This is a genomic window from Nostoc sp. DSM 114161 (genome assembly GCF_052692665.1).
In genome coordinates this window covers 310,550-332,296 of sequence record NZ_CP195141.1, presented here as the reverse complement: position 1 = coordinate 332,296, position 21,747 = coordinate 310,550, and the positions used below count along the sequence as shown (strand labels likewise).

The 21,747-nt window shown below is 39.7% G+C and carries 22 protein-coding genes, 1 tRNA gene and 1 pseudogene; 9 read left to right on the top strand and 15 right to left on the bottom strand.

The window, feature by feature from the left end:
- Window positions 1-65: 65 nt before the first annotated feature.
- Window positions 66-1,193 (bottom strand): hypothetical protein, encoded by a 1,128-nt coding sequence (locus NSTC745_RS01510; RefSeq protein ID WP_445635576.1) that lies wholly within the window; start codon window positions 1,191-1,193, stop codon window positions 66-68.
- Window positions 1,194-1,423: 230 nt separating this feature from the next.
- Between NSTC745_RS01510 and NSTC745_RS01505 the strand changes: the two genes are divergently transcribed.
- The 4 genes from NSTC745_RS01505 to NSTC745_RS01490 are packed head-to-tail and all read left to right on the top strand — an operon-like array spanning window position 1,424 to window position 2,436.
- On the top strand, window positions 1,424-1,675 hold the full coding sequence (locus NSTC745_RS01505) for a hypothetical protein (protein WP_445635575.1): 252 nt from the start codon (window positions 1,424-1,426) through the stop codon (window positions 1,673-1,675).
- Window positions 1,656-1,919: a Txe/YoeB family addiction module toxin gene (locus tag NSTC745_RS01500; protein WP_335023138.1), complete on the top strand. Its 264-nt coding sequence runs from the start codon at window positions 1,656-1,658 to the stop codon at window positions 1,917-1,919. The genes NSTC745_RS01505 and NSTC745_RS01500 overlap by 20 nt, the downstream gene beginning before the upstream one ends.
- Window positions 1,909-2,172 (top strand): hypothetical protein, encoded by a 264-nt coding sequence (locus NSTC745_RS01495; protein ID WP_445635574.1) that lies wholly within the window; start codon window positions 1,909-1,911, stop codon window positions 2,170-2,172. Before NSTC745_RS01500 ends, NSTC745_RS01495 begins: the two co-directional genes overlap by 11 nt.
- Before the next feature lie 33 nt (window positions 2,173-2,205).
- On the top strand, window positions 2,206-2,436 hold the full coding sequence (locus tag NSTC745_RS01490; RefSeq protein ID WP_445635573.1) for a DUF5678 domain-containing protein: 231 nt from the start codon (window positions 2,206-2,208) through the stop codon (window positions 2,434-2,436).
- Here the strand turns inward: NSTC745_RS01490 and NSTC745_RS01485 are convergent.
- The 5 genes from NSTC745_RS01485 to NSTC745_RS01465 all read right to left on the bottom strand — a co-directional run bounded on the left by NSTC745_RS01485 (window position 2,431) and on the right by NSTC745_RS01465 (window position 7,574).
- Window positions 2,431-3,321, bottom strand: coding sequence for a LysR family transcriptional regulator (locus tag NSTC745_RS01485; protein WP_445635572.1), 891 nt, complete (start codon window positions 3,319-3,321; stop codon window positions 2,431-2,433). The genes NSTC745_RS01490 and NSTC745_RS01485 overlap by 6 nt on opposite strands.
- Before the next feature lie 160 nt (window positions 3,322-3,481).
- Complete coding sequence (locus NSTC745_RS01480) at window positions 3,482-4,225, bottom strand: amino acid ABC transporter ATP-binding protein (protein WP_445635571.1); 744 nt, start codon at window positions 4,223-4,225, stop codon at window positions 3,482-3,484.
- A 78-nt stretch (window positions 4,226-4,303) separates the two neighbouring features.
- Window positions 4,304-5,455 carry an amino acid ABC transporter permease gene (locus NSTC745_RS01475; protein WP_445635570.1) on the bottom strand — a complete coding sequence of 384 codons (1,152 nt, stop codon included), beginning with the start codon at window positions 5,453-5,455 and terminating at the stop codon, window positions 4,304-4,306.
- Between the two features lie 46 nt (window positions 5,456-5,501).
- Window positions 5,502-6,407, bottom strand: a complete 906-nt coding sequence (locus NSTC745_RS01470) for an amino acid ABC transporter permease (protein ID WP_445635569.1) — start codon at window positions 6,405-6,407, stop codon at window positions 5,502-5,504.
- A gap of 87 nt (window positions 6,408-6,494) precedes the next feature.
- Window positions 6,495-7,574: an amino acid ABC transporter substrate-binding protein gene (locus NSTC745_RS01465; protein ID WP_445635568.1), complete on the bottom strand. Its 1,080-nt coding sequence runs from the start codon at window positions 7,572-7,574 to the stop codon at window positions 6,495-6,497.
- A gap of 540 nt (window positions 7,575-8,114) precedes the next feature.
- On the opposite strand from NSTC745_RS01465, the gene NSTC745_RS01460 reads away from it, so the two are divergent.
- Both NSTC745_RS01460 and NSTC745_RS01455 read left to right on the top strand, forming a co-directional pair.
- Window positions 8,115-8,672, top strand: a complete 558-nt coding sequence (locus NSTC745_RS01460) for a hypothetical protein (RefSeq protein ID WP_445635567.1) — start codon at window positions 8,115-8,117, stop codon at window positions 8,670-8,672.
- Between the two features lie 77 nt (window positions 8,673-8,749).
- On the top strand, window positions 8,750-9,394 hold the full coding sequence (locus tag NSTC745_RS01455) for a DUF3318 domain-containing protein (RefSeq protein ID WP_096536933.1): 645 nt from the start codon (window positions 8,750-8,752) through the stop codon (window positions 9,392-9,394).
- Between the two features lie 259 nt (window positions 9,395-9,653).
- On the opposite strand, the gene NSTC745_RS01450 is transcribed toward NSTC745_RS01455, so the two are convergent.
- Complete coding sequence (locus NSTC745_RS01450) at window positions 9,654-10,451, bottom strand: 7-carboxy-7-deazaguanine synthase QueE (protein WP_445635566.1); 798 nt, start codon at window positions 10,449-10,451, stop codon at window positions 9,654-9,656.
- Window positions 10,452-10,633: 182 nt separating this feature from the next.
- Here NSTC745_RS01450 and NSTC745_RS01445 point away from each other — a divergent pair, with 182 nt between their 5' ends.
- Window positions 10,634-11,683: an anti-sigma factor antagonist gene (locus NSTC745_RS01445; protein WP_445635565.1), complete on the top strand. Its 1,050-nt coding sequence runs from the start codon at window positions 10,634-10,636 to the stop codon at window positions 11,681-11,683.
- 401 nt (window positions 11,684-12,084) lie between these two features.
- On the opposite strand, the gene NSTC745_RS01440 is transcribed toward NSTC745_RS01445, so the two are convergent.
- The gene (locus NSTC745_RS01440) at window positions 12,085-13,539 is read right to left on the bottom strand and encodes a YcjF family protein (RefSeq protein ID WP_445635564.1); all 1,455 of its coding nucleotides are present in this window, start codon (window positions 13,537-13,539) and stop codon (window positions 12,085-12,087) included.
- 277 nt (window positions 13,540-13,816) lie between these two features.
- Between NSTC745_RS01440 and NSTC745_RS01435 the strand changes: the two genes are divergently transcribed.
- Window positions 13,817-14,260: a hypothetical protein gene (locus tag NSTC745_RS01435; RefSeq protein ID WP_445635563.1), complete on the top strand. Its 444-nt coding sequence runs from the start codon at window positions 13,817-13,819 to the stop codon at window positions 14,258-14,260.
- A gap of 144 nt (window positions 14,261-14,404) precedes the next feature.
- Here NSTC745_RS01435 and NSTC745_RS01430 read toward each other — a convergent pair.
- From NSTC745_RS01430 to NSTC745_RS01400, 7 genes and pseudogenes are all read right to left on the bottom strand, one after another.
- A pseudogene (locus NSTC745_RS01430) lies at window positions 14,405-14,578 on the bottom strand (group I intron-associated PD-(D/E)XK endonuclease); the annotation flags it as partial.
- 110 nt (window positions 14,579-14,688) lie between these two features.
- A protein-coding gene (locus NSTC745_RS01425; RefSeq protein ID WP_445634095.1) for an ISKra4 family transposase occupies window positions 14,689-15,755 on the bottom strand; the annotation gives its coding sequence in 2 pieces (ribosomal slippage) (window positions 14,689-15,599 and window positions 15,599-15,755; 1,068 coding nt in all).
- A 178-nt stretch (window positions 15,756-15,933) separates the two neighbouring features.
- Window positions 15,934-16,010, bottom strand: a tRNA-Met gene (locus NSTC745_RS01420).
- Window positions 16,011-16,056: 46 nt separating this feature from the next.
- On the bottom strand, window positions 16,057-17,010 hold the full coding sequence (locus NSTC745_RS01415; RefSeq protein WP_185564983.1) for an asparaginase: 954 nt from the start codon (window positions 17,008-17,010) through the stop codon (window positions 16,057-16,059).
- 136 nt (window positions 17,011-17,146) lie between these two features.
- Window positions 17,147-17,647 (bottom strand): CGLD27 family protein, encoded by a 501-nt coding sequence (locus tag NSTC745_RS01410; protein WP_445635562.1) that lies wholly within the window; start codon window positions 17,645-17,647, stop codon window positions 17,147-17,149.
- Window positions 17,644-18,102, bottom strand: coding sequence for a ribosome silencing factor (gene rsfS, locus NSTC745_RS01405; protein ID WP_445635561.1), 459 nt, complete (start codon window positions 18,100-18,102; stop codon window positions 17,644-17,646). The genes NSTC745_RS01410 and rsfS overlap by 4 nt, the downstream gene beginning before the upstream one ends.
- An 849-nt stretch (window positions 18,103-18,951) precedes the next feature.
- Window positions 18,952-20,223 (bottom strand): glycosyltransferase family 4 protein, encoded by a 1,272-nt coding sequence (locus tag NSTC745_RS01400; protein WP_445635560.1) that lies wholly within the window; start codon window positions 20,221-20,223, stop codon window positions 18,952-18,954.
- 284 nt (window positions 20,224-20,507) lie between these two features.
- On the opposite strand from NSTC745_RS01400, the gene NSTC745_RS01395 reads away from it, so the two are divergent.
- Entirely contained in the window at window positions 20,508-21,686 is a 1,179-nt protein-coding gene (locus tag NSTC745_RS01395; RefSeq protein ID WP_445635559.1) for a DNA cytosine methyltransferase, read from the top strand.
- The last annotated feature ends 61 nt before the right edge of the window (window positions 21,687-21,747 follow it).

The window sequence follows — 21,747 nt, the reverse complement described above, 5'->3', positions numbered from 1 at the left end:
AGTAAGGGCGAACCGAAAAGTTCGCCTTTTTTTTATAAACTACATAAGAGCGAATCAAAATATGACTAGTATTCAAAAATTGAATAACTACATAACTGTAAATCTAAAGGTTTAGATGGGATTATATAAATAAATTCTGCTTCATCAAGTTTTATTTTAGTAGATGAACTGAATTGAAGCCAGTCTTGGAAACTGCTGTCTAGTCTGGATATTACTTCTACTTCTGTCTCATAAGCTTCAAAACGACGATAAGTTTCGATCATAGCTTCAATTTTTTGCAATGGTTGAGCTAATTTTGGTTTGTCTTGTTTTTCTGATGAATTAATTCCCATGAGTCCCCCTAGTAGGTCTGCTAGCGGAAATACCGGTGCTATGAGTGGTGCTGCAAGTGCTGATATTGATATTCCTGAAAATATTGGTTCTATTTTTGGTTTGACTGTAGTCCAACCTCCAAGTACTCCAGTAATGACATCGTTCATAGTGATATATGTAGGAGGAATTAACAGAGAATAGTTTTTGTAAAACTGATCTTGTTCTTGCTGGTCAAGATATGCAAATATCTTCTCAACAAATTTTTTTACACTTTTAGCAAGCAATTCTGCACCTTCTTGCAGACAACGACGCGCAGTTTCAATTTCTTCCAATTCTAAATAGCAACGCGTTTTAGCTACATAAGTTAAGAATAATGATGATAAATATTCATCAGCAACTTGAATATCTTCTTCTAATGCTGTTTCAAAATAACCAGTATAAATATGTTGAGCTTCTAAAAATCGGTTAATAGCTAAATTCATCATGTTAAGACGATTTTCCGGTTTAGTCATTGTAAAAGCATCACGCGCTAAATCAAGAGCTGCACAAAAATTGGCATTAACAGTCAAGTCAAACTTACTATTGAGTTGCTTAACATCTTGCTGTAAAATTTTGAGGCGTTGCTCAATTTCGCCTAAGCGTTTAATTACCACAGCAAATCCTATTACTGAAACGCCGAGATTAAGAATACTAGCGGCTGAACCAAATTGAGAAAGTATTGTTGAGCTTTGTATCAAATTCGGTGATATTTCACGTAACCAAGTAACAACTTTTTTGCTCCCTACTTCTCGAATTACACCGCCAACACGTTCGTAAGCTTGGTTTTTCAATCCCTCAACAATCCAGTTAGGAATTATAAATGTTGTTGTAAAATTTTCCATAGTTTTCTCTCACTTACTAAATACTCAGTAGCATAGTATCCGGCAATAAACTCATTTGCCTCTATGCAGCTAATACCCGTACTTTATTCAGTATTCCCAATTTGAGTTCTATTCTGTCTAATAACAATCGCTACTTTTAAAAAACCTGAAAAAATGTGGCGATCGCCTAAATCTCATTTCAGTCAAACACAGTTACAATAAGATAGTAAAGATTAGAGTAAATACCAATTATGCTTAGTGGAATTAAACAAAAGGCTATTGTTGGCAAAAATGGCAAGATTGAACTCTCAAAAACTGAGCTACCAGAAGGAACAGTTGTAGAAGTAATTGTTCTAGTTGAACCATCGACTCAAGAAGATGAAACTACTTATCTTTTGAAATCAGAAACTAACAAAAATCATCTGCTCAAAGCTGTGGAAAATGTAAAAGCAGGAAATCTAATTTATGTAGATTTAGATGAATATGAAAAAAGTTGCCTTTGAACCAGAAGCTTTTGAACAATTAGGTCAGTGGGCAACAGAAGACAAAAAAATATTTAAAAAAATCTTGGAACTGATTAGAGATATACAAAGAGATCCATTCGCAGGAATAGGTAAGCCAGAACCATTAAAATATGAACTACAAGGTTACTGGTCGAGACGGATAACAGATGAACATAGATTAGTTTACAAAGTTGAAGAAGATTTGTTAATTATTTTGACTTGTAAATATCATTATGAACAATAAAGATTATGAAAGTAAACTAACTCTGGAGTCACTACCTGATGCTGAGGTTTTGGCTATGTGTGATATGCAAATGGAAGTTGAACAGCAAAAAGTTTTAAGCGAACTTTTAGCGCGTAATCGAGAGGGAGAAATAAATGATTTAGAAGCTCGTCAACTAGATGAACTTATGCAAGTCTACCGACATGGCTTGATAAGTAAAGCCAGAGCATTAAAAGTGGCTGTTGAACGTGGCTTAATATCTTCTCTCAATTAAAGCAAGCTTATAAATTTATGATGAGAGAAATCTATGAATACAACACCGTCTCCACACGAAAGTAAGCAAATGCTGAAGTGGCTGAACCAGAATCGCCAAATGTTATTAGAGTTATATAAGAATCAATATATTGCTTACAATGCCGATGGCTTAATCGCTCACAGTGAAAATTTACGTGAAGTTTTAAAATTGGCAGAAGCCTCAAACCAAATATTTGCAATTTACTTAGTTCCGCGTCGTACTGCTTCTATTGAGATTTTATGAATTTCGGTTTCGTACTTGAAGCATTTGCAAAAACTCTTGGAGAACAGGTGTCATGTCTTCTTCCCGCCATACTATAGCCGTTTCTACTAATGGTGTTTTCTCCTCAAAACTACGATAAACTACACCAGTTCTTTGAAGATTTTGCAACGAAGATGGCACGATCGCAATCCCCATTCCTGCTGAAACCAGCCCGATAATTGTCTGCATTTGAATCGCTTCTTGAGTCACTTTCGGGCTAAAATTCTCTTGCTGACAAAGGCTTACAATTTGGTCGTAAAGTCCAGAGCCTAAATGGCGAGGAAACATAATAAAATTTTCGTTGATTAGCGATCGCACTGAAATATTTTCTCGTTCAGCTAAAGGATGAGTTTCCGCTAAAGCGACAATTAAAGCTTCTTGTTGAATACACTTTTGATTGAGCGTATTATCTTCTAATGGTGGATGAGCAAAGCCTACGTGAATGCGGTTCTCTTGAAGCGCTCTTTCTTGCTCATTTGTAGTTAATTCCTGCAAAATTAAGTCTACTTCGGGAAACTTTTCTCGAAATTGTCGCAAAATTCCAGGAAGCAAATTATAAGTTACCAAACTGGTAAACCCAATTCGTAATTGTCCCTTTTCACCTCTGCCAATTTTTTGAGTTAGCTCGATTGCTTTTTGGAGTTGGGCTAAAAGCTGATAAGCTTCTTGCAAGAATACTTGTCCGGCTTCGGTTAGTTGCACCTGTCGCTTGGTTTTGCGGTGAAACAGTTCTACTCCTAATTGCGCCTCTAGTTGCTGAATTTGCTGGCTTAACGGCGGTTGAGCAATATGCAGTCGTTCGGCGGCTTTACTGAAGTGGAGTTCTTCAGCCACAGCGATAAAGTAGCGCAGATGTCGCAATTCCATTTTTTTGATATTTTATAAGTCTCAATTTTATATCAATATATATTGGACATCTGAAAAGTACCTGTATATGATGACTACGGGCTTTGAGCGATCGCTAACAGCAATCAGGCGTGTGAGGGACAAAAGGGTTAGAAGTGAAACGCAAAGGGGCGCAGAGGTTTTAGAGAATTTGTGATAAAAATTTGCGCGTTCTTTCTTGTTTGGGGTTGCTGAAAAATGTGTCTGGGGTAGCTGATTCGACGAGAGTACCGCTATCCATGAGGATAACTCGGTCGGCGACTTCGCGGGCAAATCCTACTTCGTGGGTGACGACTACCATTGTCATTCCATCACGGGCGAGACTTCGCATGACATCCAATACTTCCCGTACCATTTCGGGATCTAAGGCTGAGGTGGGTTCATCAAACAACATAATTTTAGGTTGCATTGCTAAAGCACGAGCAATCGCCACGCGTTGCTGTTGTCCCCCAGATAACTGTCCTGGATATTTATGCGCTTGTTCTAAAATGCCTACTCTTTCTAGTAGTTTCATCGCCGATTCTTGAGCTTGGATTTTTGGCGATCGTCTCACCCAAATCGGTGCCAAAGTAATATTTTGCAATACCGTCAAATGGGGGAATAAATTAAACTGTTGAAATACCATTCCCACTTCTCTACGAATTGCTTCAATATTTCGTAAGTCATGGCTCAGAGTAATACCATCAATTTCAATTCTTCCTTGTTGATATTCTTCTAAGGCATTGAACGTGCGAATAAAAGTAGACTTCCCAGAACCAGAAGGCCCCATTAAAACTACAACTTCTTTGCGATTTACTGTCAAACTCACACCCTGGAGAGCATGGAATTTGCCATACCACTTGTGAACATTTTCAGCAATTATTATCGGTTTTTGGTCTGTTGACACAGATATACACCTCTGATTTTTTTAGTATGTTAATAGAGTAAATAGGAATTCCTGATGTTAAATTATTAAATAATATAACTACTGATTTAACTCTTTTTCTAAACTCCGAGAAGCTACTGACATTGAGTAACAAAATATCCAATAAATCAATCCAATAAATAAATAAACTTCTGCGTAGCGATCGAGAAATTCTGGCTGTGCCAAAATAGAACGGGCAATACCTGTGAGTTCTACTAATCCCAGTAAAGATAAAAGTGAAGTGTCTTTAAATAAGCCGATAAATTGACCAACGATCGCAGGAATAACCGCACGTAAAGCTTGAGGTAAAACAATTAATAAAACCACCAAGGCTGTATTTAATCCTAATGCTTTTGCGGCTTCAACTTGTCCCCGTGGAATTGATTGAAGTCCACCGCGTACATTTTCTGCCATGTAAGCAGCACTAAATAAAACCAATCCAGCAATTCCTCGCAGCACCCGATCTAAACGCACATCTGCTGGTAAAAACAAGGGAAGCATTACCTGAGCAAGGAACAAAATGCCAATCAATGGAACTCCTCTAATGATTTCAATGTAGAGGATAGAAAACCAACGAGCGGTTGGTAAATCACTTGTTCGCCCTAAAGCCAGTAAAATCCCAATGGGAAACGAAAGCACGATACTAACTGCTGCCATTAGTAGGGTAAGTAGCAAACCATTCCACAAATTTGTTGGTACAGATTGCAATCCAAATCCACCACCAATTAGCCACAAAATAATAGGAAAAGATAATAACCATAATAGTGAAAGCCAAGGAGTTAATACTTGAGCAAATTTTCTTGCCAACCAAAAAAATGCCAATATTAAAACTGCAATTAATAGTAACTGCAAGCGGTAGATAAAATCTAGCGGTAAAATAACTAATAAAATACCGAATCCAAACGTAAAAAAAGCAATTCTCCGTTTTGTTAACTGTTGCTTGTTAAAGAATACACCTCCAGTAATAGCGGTTAAAATTGCAGCGATCGCCAGCACAGTCCAAGCTCGCCAATATAGTGTTTGGGGAAACCTCCCAACTAAAAATAAACGTAAATTAACTGGAATTACTGCCCATTGTGCTTGAGTCTTTGCCCAGGTTATCACTCCTCGTGCTATCCAAAACAACAATACCAAACAGACAACAGTTAACAAGGTGTTGTACCAAGTACTGAATAGGTTTTTACGCAACCAAGTCAATTTGTCATTAGTCATTTGTTTTTCTTTGCGTCCCCGCATCTTTTCATTTTTCCTAACTTCCTCATCTCTCTTTAATTTGCACGCTGCGATTAAACAAATTCATTATTAAAGAGATACTCAAACTTAGAATGAGATAGGTGAGCATAATTATTAATATTACTTCTACGGCTCTGCCAGTTTGGTTAAAAGTGGCGGAACCGACAAAATAAATATCAGGGTAGCCGATGGCGATCGCTAAACTAGAATTTTTCGTCAAGTTCAGATATTGACTCGTCAACGGCGGAATAATTACCCGCAAAGCTTGGGGAAAAATCACCAGTCGCATCACTAAGCCTGGTTTTAATCCTAGCGATCGCGCTGCTTCCCATTGTCCCTGAGGTACCGATCGAATTCCACCTCGGACAATTTCTGCTATAAACGCACCCGTGTAAAAAGTTAATCCCAACAGCAAAGCTGAAAACTCTGGTGATAGAGTAAACCAAGGCAGTTCTAAACCACTTTGGCTCAGGCTAATAAAACCCCAAAGAGATATTTTATTTTCGGTTTTGGGAAAACTAAGAAAAACAGCAAAGTACCAAAATAACAATTGCAGCAATAAGGGCGTATTACGGAAAATTTCTACATAAACTAAAGCGATCTTCCGTACCAACCAATTGTCAGAAAATCGCGCAATTCCAGCAGCGATCCCTACAATTGTCGTGAGAAATATTCCGGCGATCGCCACCCGCAAAGAGTTAATTAAACCCACCCATAAAGCTCGGCTGTAAGTATCAGTTGGTTTGTAGCTAATCGCCGTTTCACCGATATCAAAAGAACCTTGCTGATTGAGAAAACCAAATCCAAACTGAATGCCCAATTGCTGCAAATTGCGGTTAAGATTTTCCCATAACATTAATATTACAACTGCTGTTAAAAATACTGCAAAAAATTGCCCAATAATTCTCCAAAAACGGTAGTCATTAATCATGAGTTATTAGTCATTAGTCATTAGTCATTGGGGATTGGTAATTGATAATTCAAACTTTATCCATTACCCAGTTCCCATTTCCTACTCCTACCGAAACGGCGGAGAGTAAAGTAGTCCGCCTTTATTCCAGAGTTGGTTTTGACCGCGAGCTAAATTAAGTTTGGTTTTGGGGCCGAGGTTGCGATCGTAAATTTCAGCATAGTTGCCGACGTGCCTAATTATTCGTGCGGCAAAGTCGTTTGTTAAGCCGAGTCCTTCACCAAGGTTGCCTTCTGTTCCTAAAAAGCGCTTAATGTCTGGGTCGTTACTAGCGGCTAACTGACCTACATTCTGGGAATTAATGCCCAATTCTTCAGCTTTTACTAAAGAATAAACCACCCATTTCAGGACATCACCCAGCCTAATGTCTCCTTTAGCTACTGCTGGCGCAAGAGGTTCTGAAGAAATCACTTCTTCAAGAATTACATTGTCTTGGGCGTTGGGTAGGGTTGTGCGCCGAGAAACCAACGCCGAGCGATCGGCCGTGATACCATCACAACGCCCTTGAGCATAGGTGGCAAAAGTAACATTAACGTCTTCAAATACAACAGGTTTGTAAGCGATGCCTCTTTTCCGCATTTGGTCTGCTAAATTCTGTTCGGTAGTAGTGCCGGTTTGAACGCAAATAGCTTTATCTTTTAAATCTGCCAAGGATTTAATATTGCTATTTTTGCGAACCATGATGCTTTGTCCGTCGTAAAAGACTACAGGTGCAAATTCTAAACCTACTGAAGTATCGCGACTTAGAGTCCAGGTAGTATTACGGCTAAGAACGTCTACTTCCCCAGTTTGCAAAGCTGTAAAACGCTCTTTGGCATTGAGATTGCGAAATTCTACTGCATCTGGTTTGTCAAACAAAGCAGCTGCCATCGCCCTGCAAATATCTACATCAATGCCACTGTATTTCCCGTTGCTTCCCACAAAGCTGAAGCCTGGAATTTCACCACTAACACCGCAAATTACCTGACTGCGGCTTTTAATAGTATTCAAACGATTTCGAGTTCCTGGTACTGGTGGATTACTATCTGGGCTGCTGGTTGTATTTGTTGTTTGCCCTGGCCCTCCACCACAAGCAGTAATGGCAAAGATTAGAGGGGCGATCGCTACAATTAAACCTGATTTATACATAAACTTCATAGTTACTAGACAATAAAAATGTATTATTCACTACAATCATTTTCTTAAAAACAATTTCTTGCTTGTCATATAAAACTCTACCAGCCTCCGGGCTATTTTTTTTCACCCTTAAAAGCCTTGGTTGAAGTTTTTACTGATTTTTTAAAAGCCTCAGAGAGTTTGTATAACTTGCCTCAATTACCTTTAATTTGGCATTTTTGTTGAAAATGCTCTCAGCATACTTAATAGCAATCTATTAATCAAACCTGGAAGATAATATTAAAAATTTAGCGATACCAATTTTATATTTTTTATTGTGTAAAAGTTGGAGTAATAAATTATTGCATCTTTAATAATCAACAAAAGGCCTCAAAAAATAATAGATATATCTCAGCATGAAAACCTATTTTTACTATCTCCAATGCCCCATGCCCTATGCCCTATCCCCCATACCTAATTCATCCATAAGTAGCCACACTAACTCAAACTACTACCACTCGCAGGTTAAACTAGGTCTGGTAACAGCTGCTCCAGCATTCCTATGAGGCTTTTATGGGAGCTAACCTCAAACAAATTGCCAAGTACTTAGATAACCTTGGTTGGGACTACCGTTTTGATGATGAAGAAGACCGGATTATAACAGGTGTGGAAGCTGATAACTTAGAAGATTTTCTAATAGTTGTTCAGTTGGATGAAGAAGGAAAATTTTTTCGGGTATTTGCACCTCAAGTTCTGGCAGGAATTCAAGACCATCCTCACAAGGGAGCTATCCTACAGACAATGCTTGCCATTTCCTGGGAAACCAAAATGTTGCAATGGGAGTATGACCCATCCGATGGTGAAATCCGTGCCATTATTGAGTTCCCTCTGGAAGACTCAATTCTCACAGAAAAGCAGTTTCACCGTTGTCTGAGTGGATTAATTCAGATTGTAGATGGCATAGCAATCCCTCGCCTGAAAGAAGTTATGGAAACAGGCCTCGATCCGGGAAATATAGAACTTGGAGAAAGATTATTACTTAGTATCCAAGAAGAAGCTCCAGGTTTACTGGATTTACTCGAAAAGGCAATGGAAGCACGAAAAAAACGAGGAAGTTTTCCCAACGAGTGAGACGGATCGTTACTGAAATAGCTATACTCCAAAGTGATACCCTCACTATATACTGAAATTTTCTGGGGCTGGATATTATGACATCCTATGCAACCTCCTCTGCTAAAGCGGAAATGAGTGAACTCCGGCGGTTGAAAGGCTTACTACCGCCAGAATTGCAGAGCTGGGTCACGGTAGAAGGCACCACTGAGGTCAATCCACCCCTGATCCGCTGCGAAGAAATTGGTAAAGACCAGGTAGAAATTCAAATTGACTTGGTGAAATGGGACACCCTCGCAATGGATCAGCGTAATCTGCTGTTCTGGCATGAAGTTGCTCGCGTTCAAAACGACACAATTCCCAAAGATGGCTGGGAAATGGCAGCACTAGCCATCGGTTTAGGTGGTGCTGTCGGTGAATTGTGGGTACAAGATGGATTGCTTTTGGTGTTAGCTTTAGCGCTGTGCGGCGTGTCAGGCTGGCGATTGTATCAAAAGAACAATGGGGAAAAGCAACTAAAAGAACTGCTCAATGCTGATGAAAAAGCGATCGCCTTGGCAACTCGTTTTGGTTATACCCTCCCCAACGCCTACAAGAGTCTTGGTAGCGCCTTAAAAACCCTGATTGATAACACTCCTAGCAAGCGTCAACGCTCGAAATACGAAGCAAGGCTCTCTGCTCTCAAACGCAGTGCAAATAAGGCAAAAGCTAAGTCCAGAACGATGGATGAAAGCGCACTGTAGCAACCAGAAAGTAGGTTGGGTGGGCGATACCCACCCCTAAAAATATTTCAATAAATAAATTTAAAATCTCAAATCTAAATCTAAAATCTAAATCCAAAATCTTTTGGCTTTAGCCAAGCTGCTTTTTGATAGCTAGCAGCTTTATTATTGGACAAAGATTAAATAAAAATTAATATATTTATTTAGCTAATAAAATTTCATATAAATTTATTTTTACTTTCACGAGATCTTTAGTAATACGTAGATTTAGCAGCAACTTTTACAGCTGATTGAGCATTTTATGTGTCTGGGGTATTACCCGCACTTGTTTGAGAGACTGTTTCATCAAAGCTTGCCACATCAAAACTCGATCTGGTGTAGGAGCAAGTACAGGTATTGGAGACAATTGTTCAGACTTTGTTAAAGGCGTAACAGGTTGTAAAAATACCGGTATATCTGGACTAATATCTGCCACCAATAAAGCTGAACGTTCCAATTCAGCGGGATCTGTGTTTTGGGACACAATTATCTTGACAAAAACATTTAAATATGAATCGTGACATAATTGGAGAGATTTTGCATGTTCTTGCCAATGACTTTCGCCGCTAACACTGGGCAATTTGAAATCCATTCCTACAGAGTCTAAGTAGGGGAGAATCATTGCCAATTGTTCTGGGCGGTGTCCGCCAGTTTCCAAATATATAGGTAGGCCAGTTATGTCTCGCACTTTGGGTAGAAACTGAGTTAAAAATGGAGCATGAAGAAGTGGTTCGCCCCCAGTTAAGCTAATGCTATCGTGTAAGGAAGGTAGATTTTGCCTTTCCACCCATTCGATTAATATGGGTAATGGGACAGGATTAGAGTATATTTCAAAGTCGCGCAATCCGGGCGATCGCTCTATCCGGCAACTAACAGGTGCATTCCAAGTGTGGGAACTATCACAAAAGTGACAGCGCAAATCACACAAAGCAAAGCGAATAAAAATCTGACGAGTCCCTACATTCAGTCCTTCCCCTTGAATGGCAGAGAAGACCTCAACCAGGCGTGCGGTAGGTGTAACCGTAGTTTTAGCAATCATTTGATCTCAGCAACGCGATCGCATTGCGTCAGCACAACAACAAGAATATTTTTTAGCTTCTTGTTCTATTGTGAATCGTCGCTGGCGATTTCCAATCTCTCAAAGAGCAAATAGTAATTAGTCCTGATTACGGCTAAGTAATTTTCAAAGGACAAAATAATGTTTGGCAGATTACATTATACATGGCAACGAAAGTGCAGAGCTTCATGACTAGCCAACCGACAGAGGTCGATTTTCCAGTTCATTCCCTAAACGACACGGTTATAGTGCAGGTTCCCACACGATTGAGCGTGCTGGAAGCTTTAGGCTTTAAGCAAACCTGCCAAGGCTTAATCCAACCCAATTCATATCTCAAGCAAATTATTATTGACTTTCACCAAACTACTTTTATGGATAGTAGTGGTTTAGGTGCCTTGGTCAGTAATTTTAAGTACGCCCAGGCTAAAGGTATTGCATTAAGATTGCGGAATGTAACACCTCAAGTGATGGCAGTTTTAAAACTCACGGGATTGGATCAAGTTTTTCCCTTAGAACCTGTAGACAATGGGTCGCTAATAGAACGACAAGAGCCAATAGATAATCGCAAGACAACTTCTCGTCAAGTAGAGCAGTTGCCTAAGACTCATCCTTCTGTGGCATCTTGGATGAAACGGTTCTTAGATATTATAGGGTCAATCGCTGGCTTATTAATTACAGGAGTTTTGTGTATTCCCATTGCGATCGCTATTCAAATTAACGATCCTGGCCCCATTTTCTTTAGTCAAACCCGCTGCGGTTGGATGGGAAAACGGTTTAAAATTTGGAAATTCCGCTCTATGTGTGTGGATGCGGAAGCAAAAAAATCCGAAGTCAAAAACCAAGTGCAAGGTGCATTTTTCAAGAACGAAAATGACCCCAGAATTACCAAAGTGGGACGTTTTTTACGGCGAACTAGTCTTGATGAATTACCTCAGTTTTGGAACGTCCTCAAAGGAGAAATGAGTTTAGTCGGTACCAGACCACCCACACCCGACGAAGTGGAACGCTACGAAGTACCTGAGTGGCAACGTTTAGATGTCAAACCCGGTATGACTGGCGAATGGCAGGTAAATGGACGGTCTACAGTCCGAAGTTTTGAAGATGTAATTCGCCTAGATTTGCAGTATCAAAAAAATTGGAGTTTGGTGTACGATTTAAAGCTAATTTTCAAAACTATAGCGATTCTGTTTAACAAAAACAGTGGTGCTGTTTAGCTAACTACCCTTATTTACAATTTTTTGCTAACTCGCGATCGCGATAATTGTTAAAATACACCCAAGCCCATTTCGGGCTTGGGTAAATTTTTAGGTTTACTTATACCAATTTGAAAAAAGAATGCTACAGATGGGTAGGGGCATAACATTGTTGTGCCTTTACGGATAATTGATGTGTCGCAAACATTATTTTAATTAGTATTATTTGATATTTTAAATAGACCCCAAAGACGAGTTCTAGTTCTCGAAACTTTAAATTTTAAACTTACTTATTTTTCACCAATAGACTATAGGCAATAGAGAAATATCAATTCCCTATTGCCTATAGATGTATATTTGTAGATTTTGAATCATTTAATGGAAAATCCAAAATCTAAAATTTGCTTAGTCTTCGGATAAGATTATCCCACCGCTTTCTGAATACCAACTACTTCAACCTGCTGCACTTCTGGCAATAAACGCTTCACGCCTTGCTTCACAAACCCCTGCAAAAATGCAATTTGCTGATTTTGTCCAAATACTTTTTGCAAAGTTTCTCGCAATTTTTCCAAATTCAAATTACTTCCAGAATCTGTTGCTATTTCTTGCTGTTGGAAATATTCTACTAAACTTAATCCGGCGACTCTGGTCAGATAAGCTGCACTTACTCCCTGCACCAAACCACCAGCAACAAAGGTAACAGCATTACTTTTAAGAACAGTACTAACAGCCTTAGTAGAAAGTTCAACTAAACCAAGTTTTAGCATCAAACTTCCCATTGTTCCAGCTACGGTTTGCGCCTGTTCTAGGGAAAATTTCTGCTGATAAATGTTACCCAAATCCATTACCATCTGAGCATTAATGGCCGCAGTCGCAAGAATATCAAGGGCTGGTACTGGGTTAGCAAAAGCAGCAGCGGCAGCTATCCATTGATATTGTTCAATAATTGGGGTAGCGCGATCGCATCTGATTCCATTGAGCCAATTTTTCGCCTCAGCTTTCAACAATCTGGCTTTCCTAATGGTAGTTATCCAAACTAGCCGTTGTTTTTGCTGTGCCAAAATTTCACCGAACTGCTGGGTTAATTGCTGGATATCGGGTGCTGGTTGTTCCATCCACTCTTGCACAGAACCATCAGCCTCATACTTTCGGACTTTGACGGGGATGGGAGAGGCCGCAGTTGCAACTACATTTCCTGGCATCCGCTGTTTTAATGACAGAAAAACGCTAGCACGTTCATCGGCTAAATACTGGTCTTGTTTGTTAAAAACCAGCATTGCAGGCTGATTTACTGCTTTTAGCTGCTGTAAAGTTTGAAATTCGGTATCTGTCAAATCACCGTTTGTCAAGAACAGCACAAAATCAGATTTTGCCACTTCTGCTAAAACAGCTGCATCTGAATTCTCACCTGCTTCTCGAAACAAAGGTGCTGTCTCTTGTAGAGAAAGATTTTCTGTCTGTAGATTTTTTGCTAAGACTTGAATTAAAGTGCTTTTACCGACAGATTTGCCACCAGTCACAGCCACTTTAATTTCTTGCCTGTCTAATTCCCACCACAATTGGGCAACTTGTTCTCTCAGCGTCTCTAATGCCCTATGGTTTTCTGCTTCTTGTGCCAGTTGGTTAATTACAGCTTCAGCAATAGAAATCGCACTTTCCACAGTCGCCCGATCTACAAGCATACTATCTAGCTGTTCTAAACCGGCTTTTGGGCGATTTTGTTGGAATAACCACAAACCACCGCCGACAGCTAAGGCACTCAATAAACCAAACTCACCCACCTGCACTATAGAATCGTGCCAAGTGTCCAACATCCACAGAGAAAAGGACAGTCCCAATCCTCCCACTAAAATTGGTCGCTGCAACTTCACAACCATGATTCTCCGCGCCTTTTAGATGGCTATTTATTCCAGAATAGATTAAAATCCTGCTTCTTTGAATTTAACAGGCGATCGAACACAATTTTCTTCACCTACAGAGGTTTGTAAAATTAACTTCTAAGCTTCACAGTATTGTGCCAGATGTTACGCGGAAACTTTCTATATAATATTTGTAACACCTTAAGTAAATATGCGGCAAGTTTATGTATATAATATAAATTAAATTCCAGTCACTCAAATACTCAGCAATTTCATATATGGAAACTGTCTATAGGTGAAATATTTTGAACTTTTATCTCTAAATATAAATATGTTAAATATTGTAGCAATAAATTTAACTGCAATATTCTTTGGGACTATTCTTTTTGTCTGTTTGTTTAATATTGATAAGAATGACAAGGATGATCCGAACAGAATTTGGCTTAATTTGCTAATCAGCTTATTAGGTGGTCTAATCGGCTGGGTATTGGGGAACGTTGCATCACCTGTTAGCCCCGATGAAAAACAAGTTTTTAGTGAATTAGCAAAAGTAGTAGCGACATTCTTTTCTGGCTATTTATTATCTAAGCTAGACAGATTTCTTGAGGGCGTACTATTTAAAAATAATCATATTGATAAAAATTCCTGGATATCTGTATGCTTCTTCTCATCAGCCCTCATTCTTGCTAGTGTTACTGTTTTTCTAAACAGAACTTATGGGTTAAAGCCAATAAATTAAACTGACTCAACAAACCACACTGACTAGGAGTAAGAGGTTCTTGCCGACGGTAAGTTACTTTTACTCCTCATAATTATTATCATTACTATTTAAGTTTGTTCTCTTAATTTTTTTGAATAATTTATTCTTTGTAAGTCCCTAAACTCAAGCAAAATTAAAGTTTACTGGCTTATACATTTCTTGAAACATCAGCCACCAGTTGGTTTTAGTAAGGCAGTTATCTACAACATAATTGCCTGAAGGGTCATCAAACCAAGCATATTTGACTTGAATTTTAATTAGAGTTCCTTCTACATAAAATGCTAGATCGTAAGGTAGTTGATCGCCAAAAGGTTTTAAAACTCCCCAACCACGCTTTAAGGCATGAAGAACAGCATCTGTTCTGCTATGTCTCCTCTAAGCGGGAGCATCTCAGTTTTTGAAGTACCTCAAACCGACAATAATCCATTAAGGTAGGCACAGCGATGGGCAAGGACTTGAGGCACATTTTCTCGTTTCCATTGTGCCCCGGAAATCTTTGTTCGACGGTCAACCTGTTTAACGGCAGATTCAACCGAACCAGAACCAATTGAACAAATTTGTTCAGCTTGATGATATTCGTAGTTAATAATGCGATCGCGATGCTTATCAAGATAACGGCAAAAGTTTTGTGCTTGTTTACCCTTACAATCAGTGAATAGGGCAATAGTAGCATCAACTTGCCCTTTCCATAGTAGAGCTTGTGCTTGTTTGAGGCGTTTTTGTGAACCCCCAACTTTGTGGAGGTTTTCTATCAAATGGAACCAATCAAGTACTTCTCGACGTTGCACATCAGGTGCTAGTTGGTCAATTATATTCCAGATGCCGTCATGTCCATCACCAATACAAGTGAGTGGGCTAGCCAGTGTTTGGTCATTAACCCAATCAATGACAACCTGATTATCTTGAAAGGACGTTCCAACCATTCCATTGTGATGTAAGCTAATCGCTTTATAGCCAAGCCAAGCACATATTTCACCTTCAGTAGTGCGGACACGAATGTTTCCACCATCGACGCTTAATTCTTCAACCGTCTCTTCTGGCATTGGCAATCCAAAGTTTTGACGATGCACCAATCTCTGCTGACTGCTGCGGGAAACCTGGATGCCTGTAAAATATTCGATATCTGCTGCTGCATGTTCATAGCTGACATTGGCACTCACACGTAGACAGCAAATTTCCAGATACGGACTTAGTTGATTGCTAGAAGCGACTCCCAATTGCTGCGTCTGCTTACTTGTAATTGGCAACTCTCCTAGAATACTTTTTAGTCGTCGTTGATACCCTGCACTTGTTCCCGTAACCGTTTCGATAAAAAAACCCCGACTTCTGGCATGACATGCTTTTGCATTTGACTTCGCACTGCCTCTTCAATTCCTGCAAGGCTTGTTAGTCTTTCTGGTGACGTATCTTCGTATAGTATTTTAGCGATCGCTTGAACATGTTCTTCAAGAGCTTGCTTTTGTTCTGGGGTCATCGGTAAGTAAATACACTCGTCTTACTTATCCTGACTGATTTTCGTCCTCTTTGCAAAAAACTGGGATGCTCCCCCTCTAAGCTTTGTGTCCATTAGTGAGATCAAGATGAAGTAGCTGACAATCAGCATAAAACAAAACCCTGTAATCTTTTCAGAAAACAGGGTTTTATCTTTAATTTGGTGGCGGGAAGTGGATTTGAACCACTGACCTTCGGGTTATGAGCCCGACGAGCTACCAGGCTGCTCTATCCCGCGTCGCTCTTGACTTTTCTAGTCTAACTTAAAGTCAAGAGTTTGGCAACTACAAAAACGATAATTCTCCAATTACTTCTAAACGCTTGTATTTTCCTAAGGTGACAAACTTTTCACTAAGACTTTCGGCGGCGCTGGGACTAATCCAACCCATTTGTTGGAGTAAATGAATGGCAACAGCGTGTTTTGCTCGTTTTGCCCCATCCATAACTTTAATCGCTAATCCCATGCCTTCACCGAGTCTACCAATACACTGCACTCCTTCAGCCCCAGATTTGCTCACCAGTTCCCCTGGAGTTAAACGCATCAGTTCCGTATCAAATTCTCCATCTCCTGCTACCATAGCCGGGTGATGAGTCATGGCACGGACAATACGCTCCATATCCAAGTTGCTACTAGAGGCTAACAGGGCGTATAAAGAAGCCATTTGACCGAGTTGCATCAAATAAGTCGGTGCGCCACAGTCATCATGGGCGCTGATAAATTCTTCTGCCGGCATTCGTAGCAATTCTGCGACTTTCCCCAAAATCAACTGCTGTATTGGGTGTTTGCGTTCCAAGTAGTTATTTAAAGGCCAATGGCGTTGCTGACAAACAGCTAACATCCCGGCATGTTTACCAGAGCAATTGTATTCCAGAGGACTGCGCTTGCCTTCAGGAATCGGACACTGGAGTACAGTGGGGTCAAGATCTGCCCGCCAAAGGATGTTAAATACCTGTCTAACTTGCTCTATTGTCCCTTTATGGGAACTGGTGATAATTGCTAAATCGCGATCGCTAAGGTCATAGCGTTCCAGTGTACCTGTAGTGGTGACTGCGAGTGCCTGAAATGGTTTGAGTGCTGAACGAATAAAGGCAGCAGTTTCAGAGTTCCCAGCGACGGTTAAAACCCGTCCGCGTTCGTCGCATACAACAGCCTGGACTATATGCTTGGATTCAATGATACCTTCACGCAGCAACCGGACTTCCAGTGCTGTGGCTTGAGTTCGTTTTCCCATTGTCATGGGTTTATTTTTATCACTTTTTTATTATTTGCCACTAGTCATTAGTCATTAGTCATTAGTCCTTCGTCCTTTGTTTATTTACTAATAACCAATGACCAATGCCCAATGCCCAATGCCCTGTTTGACCAATGACGGTTTACAACAAATGCCAAACTATAGTACCAATAACGAACATTCCCGCCAAGCCAGCAAAGGTAAATTGCAACCGTCGTAAGATAGGTTTAATTTCGTATGCCACAATTAAGCGATCGCGATTGAGGACTTCTTGTGGTTTTGTCCAGGTTTGACCGTCGTACCAGCCTGACTCTTCATAGAATACAGTGGGAGAGCAAAGGCGATCGCACACGTAAAACCAGCCTAAATACAACCTTACCACCGCCAGCAGTACGCCAATGCTTGCCCCTGCTGCACCACAGAGAATAAAATGGGCAAGATACTTTTGTGGGGGAAAACTTGCTGCTGCTACAGGCCCAGCGACTAACCAAGATAAACTCCAGATCCAAAGTATTTTCGTGATATACTCTCGCCAATGTAAAGTGCTATCACGAAACAACCAGGAACCTTTTAACTCTTCGTATTCATTGAGCGGTTGTTGGTCTGCGGGAACTGGGCAATTTGAAACTGAAGACCTAATCATGTTGGCTTACCCCCACCCTCATCAGATTCTGGAAGGGAAATACGTTCTGCATGAATCCAGAACGCTTCTAAATTATAAAACTCCCGTTCCTTTGGCATCATGATGTGAACGATGACTTCACCGTAGTCTTGTAGTACCCAACTCCCCTCGGCTTTTCCTTCTGTCCTCAAGGGGCGTCGCTGCAACTCGGTTTCGACTTTTTCTTCAATTGCTTGAGCGATCGCCCTTACCTGTACCCTAGAATAACCAGTCATCATCACAAAATAATCTGCTAGGTAAGATACGTCTGCTACTCTGAGCAACAAAATATCACCAGCTTTGCGATCTGATGCAGCTTCAGCAATTATCGCAGCTAATTTTTGGCTTGCTTCTTCTATTTGGGTGGGGTTTTTCAGCACACTATTTGTTAGTGGGACAGATTGTAATGGGAAATTTCCTTGGAAATAATCAGTCATTAAACCTCAGGTGCTTTCTTCCTTTTGAAACAATTGTTTACATTTACTTAACAAGTAACAAACAATCGATCTGAAAATGTGTCAATGGGTTTTTTTGAATACTAACAAAAAAACAGGTGTCTATGGAGGCTAGCTTGAAAAAGTAGTAGGGAATGAGAAGTAGGGACTAGCGACTGGGAAGAAATATTTTCCTACCCCCGTTGTGTAATTTATTGCATGAACGTCTAGCCTGATAATCCGAATTAAAAATTAGGATGCGATTAGTTCTCGCCTTCATAGGAGTATTACGAATGTTGCTTTGCAGCACAGCTCGTTCATCGGATTAATTTTGCAGGCTTTAAAATTTCTGTGTCTTCGTTTTAGCTTTCAACTCTCAAAATCTTTCCGCCAGAAGACTAGACTTTATGCTGTCTATTAAAACTTACGATACAAGAGAACGCACTCATCCCCGATCTCCCAAAAGTTTGATTAGCATGAATGTACTATTTTGTGTTTGGGGATACCAAGCACCTTTATTAATTATTAGATAAAAAATTTATATCCCACGGTTTGAATTGAATGAAGTGAAGCCGTGGGATTTTTGATTCAATACGAATGCAGCTAAAAAAATGTTTCTATATTGAAATTACTAAGTAAAATTTGATGCGGTGAACTTCTCTGTAATTAAGATTTTGACATCAACCCTACAGGAGTTGTAAATACAGCAGATTTCAGCTTAGTAAAATACAAATCCTAACTTCCAAAGGTATGATACAGGCTGGTTTACTCTCCCAAGTTCGAGCCGAGGAAGTCTCGGCTCGAACTTCTCTCTGAATTCTGCTGTATGCAACGTAACTCCATCGTCGTAGATTACACTTCTTGTTTGGTGATTATTGTTGAGTGAATTTCTCTACGATTTGCAATTAATGAGTAACATAACGACTCATACTGATTTAAAGCTTGCTCAAAAGCATACTGCTCAACCGCATATTGGCGACTTTTATAACCCAAAGCTTTAACTTTTTCGGGGTTTTGATACAAGTCTAAAATTGCCATTGCTAAAGCTTGGGGATCTTCTGGAGGAACGATAATTCCGCCGCCACTTTGCCTGATAGCCCTTGCTGCCGTACCGTTATCAGGGACAGAGGCAACTAAAGCCCGTCCGCTAGCAAGTAGCACCTGAATTTTTGACGGCATGTTGAAGGAGATAACATTTTTCTTTTGCACCACTAAACCAACATCCGCAGCTGCCAACATTTCTGGTAAATTTTTGCGGGGTTGAAATGGCAGTAGCAAAACATTATCTGCACCACAGTCTAAACATTCCTGTTGCAGTCGCTGTAAACCTTTTGCCTCCCCGACAATGACAAAGGCAATATCTGGGATGTGACGCAACACAGAAGCAGCTTTGACAACGCTTTCTAAGCCTTGGGTCAGGGCAATGTTACCAGAATAAAGCACTACAAATTTACCATTTAGGTTGTGCGTCGTGCGGAAAGGGTTATTTTCTTGAGGTAAGGGACGGATAAAATTGACATCAACCCAGTTAGGAATTTGTACAATTTTGTCAGCTTCTACCCCCTTAGATCGCAAATTTTCCACAAACCCATCGGCGATGACGCTAATTTTACTTGCACTTTGGTAAGCAAATTTTTCCAATAATGCAAACAACTGGATGAGCAATTTATTTTTAAGTAAACCTACGTGAACAGCTGCCTCTGGTAATATATCTTGTAGATTTAAGATTACAGGGCAAGCACGTAACCATCCTAAAAGAGCAACTGGTACACAGCTTGGTAGGGATGGTGAGGTAGAAAGAATAACATCTGGACGCCAACCCATGAGGGCGGGTACAAAACTAGTGACAACAAAGCTAGCATCTAGCAAGACTCGATCTAGTAAATTGGGTTGTGGACGAATCCAAACATAACTACGTTGGATTTCTACACCATTTTTGTATTCTGTAACATACCACTTGCCCCGATATTCTTGGTAAATTTGACGCTCAGGGTAGTTAGGCATGGCAGTAACTACGCGCACTTGGTGTCCCCGCTTGACTAGTCCCTCTGCTAATTCAGTCATTAGCGGGGCAATACCAATTGGTTCTGGGTGATAGTTGTATGAGTAAATTAAAATTCGCATAGAAATTAGTCTGAAGTACCCCGGTTTTTTATTTAATGACAAAACTTGTCTTAAATATCTCTGGGAACTGGCAAAGTCCCATATTTAATTGTGGCTTCAGAGTGTTTTTATGTCAGGGATTTTCCTTAAAGATTGAGTAAACTTTTATATTGAATTCTTAGGGGTTATGAGAATAATTTTTACTATTTAATCGAGGATTCAAATGCTTACTTCTGACTGGTACGTAAGTAGAAACCCTAAATTTTATAAAATTAATATCAATATTTCACAATAATAGTAACTGGATGAGCGATCGCCCTTGTATTTTCTCTTTTTTTGCTGGTTCAGGTTTCCTCGATTTAGGTTTTGAAACCAGTGGATTTAACATTGTTTATGTTAATGAAATTTTTTCTCCATTCATGGCAGCATACCGCTATTCACGACACGTTCTCAATCTAGAGTTACCAGAATACGGTTATCATGACGGCGAAGCAGGAGACGTAAGTAAATTTACCCAAGCTTCACAAGCACAATGCATTTACGAGTTAGTCAAAGACTGCCGTAAATTTAATGATATTGTTGGCTTTATTGGCGGGCCCCCCTGTCCTGATTTTTCAATTGGGGGAAAAAACAGAGGACATTTGGGAGATAATGGCAAGCTTTCAGCCTCTTATGTGGAATTAATTTGTGAGAATCTTCCAGATTTCTTTTTATTTGAGAATGTTAAAGGTTTGTGGAAGACAAAAAAACATCGTTTGTTTTTTGAATCTTTGAAGCAACGATTACAAAAAGCGGGATATATATTAACAGAACGGTTAATTAATTCTATTGAATATGGTGTACCCCAAGATAGGGAAAGAATTATTTTGATTGGATTTCAAAATAATTTTCTCAAGGATAGGGGAACGCAATTAAATAGACAAAAATTACTAAATAAAGATATTTTCCCTTGGGAAAGTTTCATACTGTACGACCGACAAGATGTTTTTGCTTACCCTTGGCCTAAGTACAATGTATTCCAAGAAAACTCTCTTATGCCTTGTCCTGGGGATATTCCTCAAGAATTAACAGTTGAATACTGGTTTATAAAAAATAATGTCCTTAAACATCCCAATGCTGAACATTACTTTCAACCAAGGGCAGCGATCGCCAAATTTGCTGTTGTTAATGAAGGAGATGATTCTAAAAAATCTTTCAAGCGTCTTCACAGATGGCGCTATTCTCCAACAGCTTGCTATGGGAATAACGAAGTACATTTACATCCTTATAAAGTCCGACGTATTTCTGTAGCAGAAGCTTTAGCTATTCAATCTTTGCCTGCCAATTTTGTGCTTCCAGAGAATATGTCACTGACGAATATGTTTAAAACTATCGGTAACGGTGTACCGTATTTAGCGTCGAAAGCATTAGCTCAAACTATTATTCAGTTCTTAGTAAGTGACGTGAAAAATACTGTTGATATTCTTAACCCTACTGGCACTTAATGTCAACTTAAATACTTACAATAATTATGGGACATCTGCATAACTAACATCCCAGATTAAG